Raw genomic sequence first — 13433 nt, 5'->3', positions numbered from 1 at the left:
ATGATATCTGTGACATTTCCTTTGAAAAGTACTATAATCGTATTAGATTCAGAAGGGAAGTACTTAAAAGGAGATGTGAATATGCTTTCAAATATTGGTGTTCCCGGATTAATTTTAATCCTTGTTTTGGCGTTAATCATATTCGGACCAAAAAAGCTGCCGGAAATTGGCCGTGCTTTTGGTGAAACACTTAGAGAATTCAAAAAATCCACCCGTGGCCTAACAAGTGACGTTATGGAAGAACTTGAACAGGATTCTAAGAAAAAAACGGTTAAATAAGGTGTAAGGATATACTTCTTGCGCCTTTTTGTTTTGGTTTCAGATACAGCAGGCTGGTCCAAAGCCTGGTTTTTTATAAAATTAGCAGGAGAATTGTATGGAAGAAAAAGAGTTAAATTTAGTCGAACATCTAGATGAATTAAGAAAAAGACTCATTATAACGGCATCAGCATTTATCCTTTTTTTTATTGCAGGCTTTGTTTTTGTTGAGGATATTTATAAATGGCTGGTAAGAGACCTGGAAGTCAAATTGATTGTCCTTGGCCCAAGTGATATTATCTGGGTTTACTTTATGCTTGCTACGGTCATTGCAGTTGCAGGGACAATTCCCGTTCTGGCTTTGCAGATTTGGCTTTTTGTCAAGCCTGCCCTGACAGCAGCTGAGCGGAAGATCTCTCTTTCTTATGTGCCGGCGCTTTTTATTTTGTTCATTATTGGCCTATGCTTTGGCTATTTTGTCATATTCCCCACCGTATTGAGTTTTCTTGTTGAATTGGGTGGAGAAATGTTTGAGGCCAATTTCACAGCGGATAAATATTTCCGCTTTGTCCTTAATATGACTTTGCCTTTTGGAGTTTTGTTTGAACTCCCTGTAGTCATCATGTTCCTGACTTCGCTTGGAATTATTAATCCTTATGTGCTTACTAAAATCAGGAAGTATGCTTATTTTGTCCTTGTAGTGATTTCAGTTGTTATATCACCTCCTGACTTCATGTCTGATATTCTTGTCACGATTCCATTGCTTCTGCTTTATGAAATAAGCATCAACTTATCTAAAATTGTCTACAAAAGAAAGCTGAAAAAGGCTGAGAATTCAGGAGAGGCATCTTCTTAAAAAAATTAATCGGATAGCATAATCAGACACATTTCGAGCGGTATTTGGGGTATAATATAAACAAACGGGTGAAAAAGAGGATTGATATTTTGCTATTTAAAAGCCTAGAGTTCAAAAATGCTGTTGGACAGAAGGTAAAAATTATTGAAATTCCTGTATTGGCAAAAGATAGCCCTTATTATTTTATGATCCAAGTCCGTTTGAAAACTTTTATTGCGGCCATTAACGCCAATGAGAAAACACTTAAGAACCATTCTTTTAGAGAATATCTAAAGCGAGTTTTAAAGTGGCCCGTCTATGAAGAGATTTTTAAGACCCCAGAATTAAAAAATAACGCTTAACAACTTTGATGCCGGCAGCCAGCCGGTATTTTTTTGGCCACATAAGGAGGAGAAATACAGGCTATATATTTATTGCTTTATTTGTATTTTGCTTGAATGTATAATATGAACTAATTGTTAATGCAGGGGAAGTGAAAGCATAATGGCTAAAATTAAAATTGTTACAGATTCTACAGCAGACCTATCCAGCGAATTGATTGAAAAATTCGATATTGAAGTTGTCCCGCTATCTATTCACATAGAAGGTAATACATACTTGGACCGGGTTGATATTACTCCATCTGAATTCATGAGGAAAATGAAAGAAGCGGACGAGTTGCCTAAAAGCTCACAGCCTCCTGCGGGAGTATTGGCTGAGGTGTATGACAGGTTTGGTGACCAAGGCTATGATATTCTCTCTATTCATATGACTGGCGGAATGAGCGGTACTGTTCAATCAGCGGAAAGCGCAGCAGCTATGTCACATGCAAATGTTACAGTGGTAGATTCAAGATATATATCCAAAGCACTGGCTTTTCAAGTATTGGAGGCTGCAAAAATGGCCAGCGAAGGGAAAGGCATTCAGGAAATTGTCAGCAGGGTGGAAACCATTCGCAGTAATACTAAATTATTTGTAGTAGTAGATACGTTAGAAAATCTTGTAAAAGGCGGAAGAATCGGCAAGGGCAAGGCCATGATCGGGTCCTTGCTGAATATAAAACCAATTGCCTCGCTTGAAGGCGGTGTATACACACCTGTGGCCAAAGTAAGAAGTCATACCCAGGTGGCGAAGTATTTGGCCAAACAATTTGCAGAGGATATCAAAGGGAAAACAATAAAAGGTGTAGGCCTTGTCCATGCAGAAGGCATTGAGTTAGCTTCTAAACTGAAGAAAATGATTGAAGAGCTGGATGCTGCTGCAGAAATTGAAATTGAAGAAACAACTCCAATTATCAGTACACATACGGGACCAGGAGCAATTGGCTTTATGTATCATCTGGAAGAGTAATAAAACGGACGCATGGCTTATCAGGCTATGCGTTTTTTTGTAGTTTAGGAATTTATAAAATATAAAGATGTGAATAACTTTGATGAAAAATTACTGCACCCTGCTCCATCGCCTGCCCTGATCAAGAAGCTTCCGCTTTTGTTCCGGAGTTAAATGCTGCACTTTTAAAACTTTGGCGTTTTTAGAGGATTTCAGCAGAATTTTGCCGAAAAAGGTTAGATAGCTACTTAGAGTAAAAGGAATCGGTGACGCTATATGAAGGATCAAATAAAAAATTTGCCTTTGTTCAGGAAAGTGCTGTTATTCTCCTTCCTCATTTCTTTCTTTGTCACGGTTTTTACAGCAGGCATCAGCTTTATGGTTGAAACCCGGCAGTTGGAGAAGCAGCTTACAGATAGAGTGACTGACATGGCATCTCTTTGGAGCTCTGTTATAGAGTACGAAGATGTTGAGAAAGTAAAGGAACAGCAGGATCCGTCCGATCCTGCTTATAAAAGACTGCATCATCTTATTTCATTGGTAAATGAAAAGGCAGCATATTCAAATGCATCACTGCTGTTGCCGGAAAAAAGTGATGATAACTCAGTAAAGTTATTAGTAACTTCCAAAAGCTTTAAAGAAATGGGCCTGGAATCATTTTCACTTTATTCGGCAAGTGACGATTTTATAGATGGTTTAACGGAAGCCGTGCAGAAGAGAAGTGCTGCATCCAGTGAGGTTCATCAGGATCAGTTTGGCACCTGGATTTCTGCCTTTTCACCTATTGTGGATTCTAAAGGAAATATTATTGCCATATTATGTATCGATATTGATGCAGCTGTGCTGAAATCGATTCAAAGAGATTTAGCCCTATATTTATCAGGCTTATTTTTAATCATTATCTTTTTAATATATTTTGTCTTAAAATGGGGTCTTAAAAAAGTATTAGAGCCAATTAATGATATTATTTCAGGTTTTAAAGAAGTCAGCAGCGGTAACTTTAACGTAAAGTTAAAGCCTTCTAATCAATCGGATTTAGGTATTCTTTCAGAGAGATTTAACTTTATGACCACCCGTCTGGCTATCCTTTTTGAAAGGCTGTCTGCCACTTCCGAGCAATTTGGGACAGTACCAAGAAATATTTCCTCTTCACATCGCTTTGAAGAAGCAATAGGGGAAATGGAGCATATCATGGAAAGGACAAAGATTCTTAAGGAGCTGCAGAGAGCTGAGAAGATGAACGCAATTGGCCAGCTTGCTGCTTCGGTGGCACATGAAATCAGAAACCCAATGACGGTAGTAAAAGGATTCCTTCAAATTTTTCTGGCTAAGGAAGAAATGACCGAAGAAGAAAAAATGTACATAAAGCTTATGATTGATGAGATGGAAAGAGCAGAAACAATCATAAACGATTATTTATCACTTGCCAAACCTGATATAGAACAAGTAGAGGCAATCAATGCCGGGGAACTTGCTGCCAGTGTAATTGATTTAATGAACTCATTTGCTATGATGTCAAAAAATATATCTGTTGCTTCCGAGATATCTGAAGGTATATGGATACAAGGGAATGCCAGTGAGTTAAAACAGGTTTTGATCAATATTTATAAAAACGGCATTGAGGCCATGAAAAATGGGGGCTGCTTATCACTTTCCGTATCCAGCGAAGGTATATATGGTGTTTTTGAAATTTCTGATACGGGGATCGGTATGACAAAGGGAGAAATGGATAGATTGGGAACTGCTTTTTATTCTTTGAAAGAAAAGGGAACTGGGATGGGTCTGCTGGTGTGCTACCAAATTGTCGACCGGATGAAGGGACGTATTGAAGTTAATAGTGAGAAAGGAAAGGGCACGGTATTCCGGATATTCATTCCGCTGGCTATTGATTAGCGTTATAGACTTTTATCCCATAATTGAAAATATTTGCCATTATTGTTTATCCCCCGAATAAAATGAATTATGGGGGTGTAAGGTTGAAGAGAAAAAATGTCCTTTTATTCAGTGACTTTGGAATAGATGATTTTGTTGCGGTGATCTTTGCCTTTTTCTCAGAAGAAATCGATATCGTGGGGATTGTTGCAGATTATGGAAATGTATCAAGGGAAGATGCCATCCGAAATGCTGCATACCTGCAAGAAGTAACTGGACACAAGGATATTCCTGTATTCAGCGGAGCTGTTTTGCCCTTAACCGGAGAAGTCCCGGTGTATTATCCGGACGTCCACGGTAAAGAGGGACTCGGCCCGATTACGCCGAATCTGCAGAATTCCAATGGCATATTTGAAAATTTCGGCGATTTCAAAAACCTGATCCAGATGTATGAAAATGATATAATTATAGTAAATGTAGGCAGGCTTTCCTCACTGGCTGCGGCATTTATTCTTTACCCTGGACTCATGAGTAAAGTCAGTGAGTTTTACATAATGGGAGGGGCATTTAATGTTCCTGGCAATGTGACTCCGGTAGCTGAAGCTAATTTTTATGGTGATCCGTACGCAGCCAATGTCGTGTTTTCAAATGCACCGAAGAAAATTCATATTCTTCCTTTGGATGTAACGATGTCTGCAATCATTACACCAGCTATTGTCGACGCCCTTGATGCTTATTATCAGTCTGTACAAAATAAAGTCGGCTTGCTACTTAAGCCTATGGTTGATTATTATTTTAATTTTTATAAAGGAACCTACCCTGGCATAAGCGGCAGTCCCCTGCACGATTTGTTAACCTTTTGGGCAATGCTTGAAGGAGCTGAAATTCAATATATGGATGTCCCTGTAAAAATAATTGTCAACAGGGGGGAGGCGTTCGGCCAGAGTATTGGAGATTTTAGGAATGTACCTCCTGAAGATAAGATGAAATACCGGATTCATCGGATTGCTGTGCAATTTAATTATTCAAATTTTATCAGGAAATTTTATGAAATAATGACCAATCATAAAACGAAAACACCCTAAAAGGAAATGTGTTTTTGCGGATGATTCCTGCTTATCCCGCTAGTTCTTAAAAAAGAGCCAAAAGCTTCTATTCACAAGTTTGTCACAAGTACTTCTTTCTTCTTTCAAGAATATTTGCTAAAATTAGCATCGTAACTAATTAAAGCAGGTGAATATATGAGGAAAAGAGTTTTTGCCATTATCGTTTCAGCTTTTATGCTTTTAGTCCTTTCAGCATGCGGACAGAGTGGTATAAAGGACGCGTTAAACTGGGAGCTTGCAGATTTTAAGTATACAAATCAGGACAATCAGGAAATTGGTTTAAAGGATCTTGAAGGCAAGGTATGGGTGGCAGACTTTATTTTTACTAACTGTGAAGATGTATGTATGCCAATGACAGCTAATATGAAGAAGCTTCAGGATTTGGCTAAGAAGGAAGGCATTAAAAATATCGAATTTGTTTCTTTCAGTGTTGACCCCAAGGTTGATACACCTGAGGTATTAAAGGAATTTGCATCTACATACAATGCAGATTTCACTAATTGGCACTTTCTGACTGGCTATTCCCAGGAAGAAATTGAAAAGTATGCTATGGAATATTTTAAAGCCATTGTGAAAAAGCCGCAAACAGGCGATCAGGTTATCCATGGAACAGATTTTTACCTTGTTGACCAGAACGGCACTGTTATGAAATATTATACTGGGCTTAATGAAATTCCATTAGATGAAATAATGAATGATATTAAAGCCTTGCAATAGACCTTGGAAAAGGTCTATTTTTCTTTTGGGATAAGCCAGGGAACCTTCCAGGCAATGCTAATTCTTTTTAATAGGAAAGTACATGTTATAATATGATTGAATTATATAGGCAGGTGATAGTATGATAAAAAAATTCACCTTCATCTTTTTGATCATGCTGCTTCTCGCCTCCTGCAGTTCATCAAACAACAGCGAAATCATTCATTCTGAGAAAAAATCTAAACTCGCACTCAAAGAGGATATCCCTCTCGACTTTTTTCCAAGAAATATTACTGTTGCTGCAGTAGGGGACTCTTTAACCCAGGGGGTTGGAGACAGTACTGAACGCGGAGGTTACGTGCCATATCTTGAAATGTCACTGGAAAAAGACAAAAGTGTGCAAGACGCTGTTTTTTATAATTTTGGAGTAAGAGGCAATCGTTCCGATCAATTATTGAAAAAACTAGGGACTGAAGAAGTAAAAGATGTTGTGAAGAGTGCAGACGCGGTTATCATAACAATTGGAGGAAATGATGTTATGAAAGTTGTCCGCGAGAATTTTTCAAACCTAAAGCTTAGGGCTTTTACTAAGGAAAAGAAAAACTATGAGCAAAATCTGATTGATGTTTTAGATGCGATTAAAGAGGTAAACCCTAATAGTAAAATCGTTTTAATAGGATTATATAATCCCTTTTTAAAATGGTTTTCGGAAATAACGGAAATAAATGAAATTCTTGAAGATTGGAATGGCACAAGCCAGGCTATATTAAAAAATTATCCGGGAACGTATTTTGTTGAAATAGATGATATATTCGAAAATACCGATGATAATCTTTTATATACAGACTATTTTCATCCAAATGACAAAGGATATGAATTAATAGCTGGCCGAGTTCATCAAATTCTAACAGAAGAAGTTCTGAAAGAAATTCCGTATAAAAGGAAAGCAGAAGGAAATGGAGAGAAGATGATTGAAAGATAGCAAATGGAAAAAGCTGTTTTTGGCGCTGCTGGTCATTAATGCACTCATCTTAATTCTGCTGTTTATTTTTATCAGCATGCCGGCAGATGATGAAGGCTATACAGCGATCACCGAGAATAGTGAAAATTATGTTCCTTTTAACATAAAAGCCAATAAAGAAGACTTGAATAGAGTCATTAACCACTATCTTGAAAAAGAAGGACTGACAGGGGCAATAGATTATAAAGTTCTTCTGAATGATGAAGTTGAATTATATGGCACAATCCCTTTCTTCAGTCAGGATCTGCAAATGAAATTATCATTTGAACCGGAAGCCTTGGAGAATGGGGATGTTGTCCTCCAGCAAAAGTCCATATCTGTAGGACAGCTGAATCTCCCTGTATCACATGTTCTAAAGCTGGTAAAAGACCGCTATAAGCTTCCAGAAGGAGTCACAATCCAGCCGCAGAAAGAACGAATTTATGTGTCGCTGCAGGAAATGAAGCTGAAGAGTGATGTAAAAGTAAGAGTGGATGAATTTAATTTAAAGCAGGATGATATTCGTTTTACCCTTCTTGTGCCGGTTAAATGAGAAAAGGGAATCCTTTCGCAAAGGATTCCTTTTTCTGTTAACGGGTATTTGAACCATTTAGTCTGGAATCAGAATTGTTTCAAGCACAGGCTCATTTACAATAGAACCTACAGCCATTAGGGTGTAAGCCTGGTCTGCTTGAAATTGCATTCGAGGAATTGACAGGGCTACATGGGGGGTGCCTGCAATCCTTGCTTCCAAGTCGACAGTCATTGGAGTTAAGGCCATATATTTACTTGCCTGCCTGAAAGCGATATTGGAAAAAACGACATCCCGATTTTTTACGGCGATATCAACAGCAGGAGCATCAGCTGAAAGATGGGCAAATCTGACTTTTGTTGCTCCAGCAGGCACTTCATGTCGGCCTTCTAAAACAACAAGCTTTAATTTCAATGCAATTCCTGCGGCAGCAATTGTATAAGACTTACCTGCGGCAATAATGAATTTTCTGCTTAGAAGCGTGGACGCCCTGTTACCTGCTCGATATATGTCTATCTGATGCTTGCCAGCTGGCAGTGAAGCATAACCGCTTGCTTCTTTATAGTGGAAGTTCTTCAAAATACCTGTACCGTTTACATAAATATCAACCAGACCGGCTTCAGGTGAACCATGAAAGATCCGTACTTTTGCCTGCTGTCCCTCTTGAACCATTACAGAAGGCAGCTGGTTGTTTGTACGCATTTTTTGAATAGCCTGATTTAGGCAATGTAAATGTTTATGGTAATAAGCAATATATTGTGCAGGATCAATATATTTAAAATACTGTGCCAGAAGATCATACATAGCTGCTCTTTGGAAGTACCATTGCCGGTTTCTCTCTGAAGCCATGCTTCTCCCTCCTAAATCTACTTCAATAACATATGCTTCTGCCTGGGTGAATGCCACATGGGGAAGAGTGAATCTGAATAGCATAAAAGCTAAACTGAGTAACAGGCACTGAGTTGATTGGAGCGAAGGACACTTGATCCTTGAAAATGCTGCCGCATTTCCTTCTTGCGGTGTTGAATAAGGGCGGATTATTCAATGTCCTGCGGGAGGAGAGGGAAGTGAGAGATCCCACAGGCGAAGCTGAAGAGGCTCACATTCCTCTCCGCGGTTCACTTAGTGTACGCAGCTGAAATCAACGGTCCAAATTTATTATTAAAACAATTTTCTACTTGAAATAATCATGATTAAAAATAAAAACGCTTTACTTCTGTTGCAATATTCCATATAATATAAACAAATAAACGAAAGTGGGTGATGTGCTATGAAAAAAGAACTTTATGCAAATACGTTAATTGCAGATAATTCAGGCACAGCCCAAATGGAGATCGTTTAATCGAGCGGACCAGTTTGTTTTCCACTGCTTATTGAACCTTGCATTATTAAACCATGGGCTGATTGCCTATGGTTTTTTGTATGTAAATTAAATTTCTATAAGCATGGAGGAACAAACATTGACAATCACTAAATTTGGATTTAATAATTTTTTTAAAGAGGCATTTTCAGTGTATGAAGAAAAAGAGTATCAAATTGGCCGTGTTGCACTAGAGCATAAAAGAATGTATCGCGTTTGGACAGATAACTCTGAAATGCTGTGTGAGGTATCAGGGAAGTTTTCTTTCAGTGCATCATCAAGGGAAGATTATCCTGCTGTCGGTGACTGGGTTGTTATCAAAGAAAGGACAGGAGAACAGCGAGGGACGATACATGCTGTCCTTCCAAGAAGAAGCAAATTTTCACGAAAAGCTGCAGGGATGAATACTGAAGAGCAAATTGTAGCAGCTAATGTAGACACTATTTTCCTGGTTAATTCTCTTAACGAGGATCTTAATTTAAGGAGATTGGAACGTTATTTGCTTTTATCATGGGAAAGCGGGGCAACTCCTGTCATTGTTCTTACCAAGGCTGACCTTTGTGAAGATCTGGAGGATCAGCTTGCTAAGGTGGATAGTGTTGCCATGGGTGTTCCTGTTATCTCAATCAGCGTCATTGAAGAGAAGGGAATAGACCAGCTTAAGCCGTTTTTAGAGCCAGGAAATACAATCGCCTTACTCGGCTCTTCAGGCGTAGGGAAATCCACACTTACAAATTACCTTCTTGGGGAGGATAAGCAAAAAGTCCAGGATATTAGGATTAGTGATGATAAAGGAAAGCATACAACTACCCATCGGGAACTCATCCTACTTCCTGACGGTGCCATATTAATTGATACTCCAGGAATGAGAGAGCTTCAGCTGTGGGAAAGTGAAAACGGGCTTTCTGAAAGCTTCACAGATATTGAGCAAGCCGCTGAAAACTGCAGGTTCAGGGACTGTACACATGAAAATGAGCCAGGCTGTGCTGTGACTAGGTTTATAGAGGATGGAAGCATATCAAGGGCACGTCTTAACAGCTATAAAAAGCTTCTAAAGGAGCTCGCTTATCTGGACAGAAAACAGGATAAGAGAGCCCAATCTGAAGAGCGCAAACGCTGGAAAAAAATGAGCGCCGGAGCAAAGAATAAAAGAATGTAAAAATTCAGAAACCTCTTCACAAAAGAGGTTTCTTTTGCATATAAGGAATCTTTTCATTAATCTTATGTATATAGCTTTAAATCATCTTTCTAAGGGAAAAAGTAAAAGATAGAAAAGTGCCGAAAGAGGTGGAGTAAATGACAGAGAAACTATTTGAAAAGGCAACATTTGCAGGAGGCTGCTTTTGGTGTATGGTAAAGCCTTTTGATGAACAGCCTGGGATTAAAGAAGTAATATCCGGATATACCGGAGGGGATGTGAAAAATCCTACTTACCAGCAGGTCTGTTCAGAAACGACTGGTCATTACGAAGCGGTTCAAATTACATTTGATCCTGAGGTTTTCCCATATGAAAAGCTTCTTGAACTATATTGGCAGCAGATTGACCCAACAGATGCAGGAGGGCAGTTCTATGATCGCGGCCAATCATATCAGACAGCGATTTTCTATCACAATGAAAAACAAAAGCAATCAGCAGTAGAATCCAAACAAAAGCTTGAAGAAACCGGTCCATTTACGAAACCGATAGTTACCAGGATTCTTCCTGCTTCAGACTTTTATCCTGCAGAAGACTATCATCAGCATTATTACAAAAAAAATCCGGATAGATACATTTCCTATCAAACCGGCTCTGGAAGAAAGGCATTTATTAATAAGCATTGGGGTGAAAGATAATGGCAAAAAGCAGAGAAGATTTAAAGCAGAAACTAGATCCAATGCAATATGAAGTCACTCAGAATAATGGCACAGAGCCGCCATTCCGCAATGAATATTGGAATGAATTTAAAGAGGGAATCTATGTCGATATTGTTTCCGGCAAGCCTCTTTTCAGCTCAAAAGACAAATATGACGCAGGATGTGGCTGGCCAAGCTTCACAAAGCCCATACAGGATGAAGAAGTTGTCGAAAAAGAAGACCGCAGCCACTATATGGTCAGAACGGAAGTGAGAAGCAAATCAGCCGATTCCCATCTTGGTCATGTTTTTGATGATGGGCCTGGACCTGAGGGCCTCCGATATTGCATAAATTCTGCTGCACTAAGGTTCATTCCTAAGGAAAAACTGGAGGAAGAAGGCTATAAAGAATTTCTGAGATTATTTAATGATGCAAACTAAGAAATGGAAGGTGTTTTCATGTTTAAGAAATTATTTGGCAAAAAGGAAGCTGTTAAAGCAATTGAGGTTAAGGCTGCTTTGACAGGCACAGCAGTTAATCTGGAAGAAGTGCCTGATCCTGTATTTGCAGAAAGAATGATGGGGGACGGTATTGCAATCGAACCTGCAGAAGGGTTGGTTGTTTCCCCGGTAAATGGAGAAGTGGTTCAAGTGTTCCCTACCAAGCATGCAATTGGCATTCGTGCTGAGAATGGTGCCGAGATTTTAATTCATATTGGCCTTGAAACGGTTTCGATGAAAGGGGAAGGGTTTGAGACCCATATTTCCGAAGGATCAAAGGTCAGTGAAGGTGATAAGCTTGTCACTTTTGATTTAGCACTGGTTAAAGAAAAGGCAAAGAGCACTATCACACCGATCATTGTCACTAATGGCGACCAGGTCGCTTCTCTTGAGAAGAATGCAGCAGGGGCAGTAACAAGAGGTACATCTACAGTAATGACAGTTACTGCTAAATAATCGGAAAAAGCCGCCAATAATTGGGCGGCTTTTTTCAGGTCGCTTTTGCAGTCTGAGTTTATAATAGCTTCTCTTTTTCTTTTATGAAAAGCTTCATTACTCTGCCTTGGTAAGGATGGAGGAAAATTGAATAACAGCATCGTCAGTACTGTTATTCACTGATTTTTCTTTAGTCACAATAAATTTTACATGATGCGGTCCGTTTTCGAGGCCGCTGGCAATATATTGGTATCTTTCTTTAGTCAGTGGCCACCATGCGGATAAAGATGTAATGTAAACATCATCTATGAAAACATCCATCTTCCCGCCTTTTTCGCTTCGAATCATATTGAGCCCAAGGAAAGGGCCGCTAAATTGATATTCAAGACTGTCACCCGCCTTGCTGCTCTCCCAAATGCCGTCTTTGTGAATAAAAGAACCCGATACCTCTGTAACATGAGGAATGGATGCTATTTCAATATCCGCATTTTCATGAATGGGGGCAGAAAGCTCAGCAATCTCTGCATGACTTCCGGCTAATTCTCTTATTTTCTTTATTAGTGTATCTGCATATATTCTATAGCCCTCATCATTTGGATGGACCATATCCTTTGTCAGTTCCTGTGCAGGCAATCCAGATTGTCCGAATGACTTTCTCATATCCACATTTTTTGCGCCATAGTGATTGGAAATAATAGAAATTGCCTGAACAAATGCCTCATTATCAAGCGGATTTTCTGTAATGGTTATGATCTCGGTATCAGGGTAGAGCTGTTTGGTTTTCCGGATAAGCCCTTCGTAGAAATATGAAAATTGCTTTTCATCCATATATTTGCGGTCATTCTCCCCAAACACGATAAAAGTTAAATCAATTTTCCCTAAATGTTCGGATTGCTGAAGCTTATATAAGCCTTCAAAGGCAGTGGCACCGCTTTGGACTATGGAATGCCTTCTGGCCTTGATTTCAAATTCACTATGAAGATGCCGTTCAAGCCTTGTAAACCATGCAGCTGATTTGGAGGTCGCACCTGACCCCCTTCCAATGCTATCCCCGATAATGAGGTAATTGATATTCTCTTTAGACGATAACTTTTGATACACGTTAGTTGGATTTGCCCCTTCAACTTTAGATAGGCTATCAAACAAATGATACAAACCATATATAAAAGTGATGATAAAAAAATATATGCCGATCTTCCTTTTCTTCATTGGTTTGAATCCCCCGCTTCTTTTCTGAATCCTTAATGTTATCGTACCCTAATAATGGCTATGGGGAAAGGTTTATAATGGAGTTCAGCGTTTTTTTATAAAAATGGGCAAATGCACATGCGGGTCAAGTTCTCAGCACATACATTAATATTGAAAATGCCCAAGAAATCTTATTGAGGAGTGATTATTAATGTATAAAGGTGCAGTTGCTGGTGCTGGCTACGACCAATGTTTTCCGGGATATGGCTATCCTGTAGCGGGTGCTCAATATGGAGGATGTGGATATGGCGGTTTCGCATTGATCGTCGTATTATTCATTCTATTGATTATTATCGGAGCATGCTGCTGTGGAAATTGGTAATATAAAATGAATCTTGTGGAGGCTGCTCTTTAGGAGCAGCCTTCTGTTTGTTAAGGGGCAGCAATTGCAGTTAATTTACGGAATTTTACATAACTTTTTTAAAACCG

The 13433-nt window shown here is 39.1% G+C and carries 16 protein-coding genes; 14 read left to right on the top strand and 2 right to left on the bottom strand.

What is annotated here, in order from left to right; translation table 11 throughout:
• Positions 1-81 precede the first annotated feature (81 nt).
• From ACR42H_RS18800 to ACR42H_RS18760, 9 genes are all read left to right on the top strand, one after another.
• A complete protein-coding gene (locus ACR42H_RS18800) occupies positions 82-279 on the top strand; it encodes a twin-arginine translocase TatA/TatE family subunit (protein ID WP_113884670.1) in 198 nt (65 codons plus the stop codon).
• Positions 280-376: 97 nt separating this feature from the next.
• The gene (gene tatC, locus ACR42H_RS18795) at positions 377-1114 is read left to right on the top strand and encodes a twin-arginine translocase subunit TatC (RefSeq protein WP_113884671.1); all 738 of its coding nucleotides are present in this window, start codon (positions 377-379) and stop codon (positions 1112-1114) included.
• Between the two features lie 89 nt (positions 1115-1203).
• A complete protein-coding gene (locus tag ACR42H_RS18790) occupies positions 1204-1455 on the top strand; it encodes a DUF2535 family protein (RefSeq protein ID WP_436377004.1) in 252 nt (83 codons plus the stop codon).
• Positions 1456-1597: 142 nt separating this feature from the next.
• The gene (locus ACR42H_RS18785; RefSeq protein WP_113884672.1) at positions 1598-2443 is read left to right on the top strand and encodes a DegV family protein; all 846 of its coding nucleotides are present in this window, start codon (positions 1598-1600) and stop codon (positions 2441-2443) included.
• A 255-nt stretch (positions 2444-2698) separates the two neighbouring features.
• Positions 2699-4315, top strand: coding sequence for an ATP-binding protein (locus ACR42H_RS18780; RefSeq protein WP_436372522.1), 1617 nt, complete (start codon positions 2699-2701; stop codon positions 4313-4315).
• A gap of 83 nt (positions 4316-4398) precedes the next feature.
• The gene (locus ACR42H_RS18775; protein ID WP_113884674.1) at positions 4399-5379 is read left to right on the top strand and encodes a nucleoside hydrolase; all 981 of its coding nucleotides are present in this window, start codon (positions 4399-4401) and stop codon (positions 5377-5379) included.
• Between the two features lie 156 nt (positions 5380-5535).
• A complete protein-coding gene (locus ACR42H_RS18770; protein ID WP_113884675.1) occupies positions 5536-6117 on the top strand; it encodes an SCO family protein in 582 nt (193 codons plus the stop codon).
• A gap of 121 nt (positions 6118-6238) precedes the next feature.
• Positions 6239-7078: an SGNH/GDSL hydrolase family protein gene (locus tag ACR42H_RS18765; protein WP_436372519.1), complete on the top strand. Its 840-nt coding sequence runs from the start codon at positions 6239-6241 to the stop codon at positions 7076-7078.
• Positions 7068-7649, top strand: coding sequence for a YpmS family protein (locus ACR42H_RS18760; RefSeq protein WP_113884677.1), 582 nt, complete (start codon positions 7068-7070; stop codon positions 7647-7649). Before ACR42H_RS18765 ends, ACR42H_RS18760 begins: the two co-directional genes overlap by 11 nt.
• A 57-nt stretch (positions 7650-7706) precedes the next feature.
• On the opposite strand, the gene ACR42H_RS18755 is transcribed toward ACR42H_RS18760, so the two are convergent.
• Positions 7707-8477, bottom strand: a complete 771-nt coding sequence (locus ACR42H_RS18755; RefSeq protein WP_436372517.1) for a DUF4397 domain-containing protein — start codon at positions 8475-8477, stop codon at positions 7707-7709.
• 611 nt (positions 8478-9088) lie between these two features.
• Between ACR42H_RS18755 and rsgA the strand changes: the two genes are divergently transcribed.
• From rsgA to ACR42H_RS18735, 4 genes are all read left to right on the top strand, one after another.
• Positions 9089-10147: a ribosome small subunit-dependent GTPase A gene (gene rsgA, locus ACR42H_RS18750; RefSeq protein ID WP_436372514.1), complete on the top strand. Its 1059-nt coding sequence runs from the start codon at positions 9089-9091 to the stop codon at positions 10145-10147.
• 137 nt (positions 10148-10284) lie between these two features.
• Positions 10285-10821 (top strand): peptide-methionine (S)-S-oxide reductase MsrA, encoded by a 537-nt coding sequence (msrA, locus tag ACR42H_RS18745; RefSeq protein WP_113884680.1) that lies wholly within the window; start codon positions 10285-10287, stop codon positions 10819-10821.
• Entirely contained in the window at positions 10821-11261 is a 441-nt protein-coding gene (gene msrB, locus ACR42H_RS18740) for a peptide-methionine (R)-S-oxide reductase MsrB (protein ID WP_113884681.1), read from the top strand. The genes msrA and msrB overlap by 1 nt, the downstream gene beginning before the upstream one ends.
• A gap of 18 nt (positions 11262-11279) precedes the next feature.
• Positions 11280-11777 carry a PTS sugar transporter subunit IIA gene (locus ACR42H_RS18735; protein ID WP_113884682.1) on the top strand — a complete coding sequence of 166 codons (498 nt, stop codon included), beginning with the start codon at positions 11280-11282 and terminating at the stop codon, positions 11775-11777.
• A 96-nt stretch (positions 11778-11873) separates the two neighbouring features.
• Here ACR42H_RS18735 and ACR42H_RS18730 read toward each other — a convergent pair whose 3' ends face one another.
• Complete coding sequence (locus tag ACR42H_RS18730; RefSeq protein ID WP_436372510.1) at positions 11874-12965, bottom strand: GDSL-type esterase/lipase family protein; 1092 nt, start codon at positions 12963-12965, stop codon at positions 11874-11876.
• 190 nt (positions 12966-13155) lie between these two features.
• On the opposite strand from ACR42H_RS18730, the gene ACR42H_RS18725 reads away from it, so the two are divergent.
• A complete protein-coding gene (locus tag ACR42H_RS18725) occupies positions 13156-13326 on the top strand; it encodes a YjcZ family sporulation protein (protein ID WP_009332599.1) in 171 nt (56 codons plus the stop codon).
• The last annotated feature ends 107 nt before the right edge of the window (positions 13327-13433 follow it).

Source organism: Cytobacillus sp. BC1816, from assembly GCF_051353635.1.
GTDB classification, from domain to species: Bacteria; Bacillota; Bacilli; order Bacillales; family Cytobacillaceae; genus Cytobacillus; species Cytobacillus oceanisediminis_C.
The sequence above is the reverse complement of the archived record's forward strand: the minus strand, read 5'-3'. Positions and strand labels throughout refer to the sequence as shown.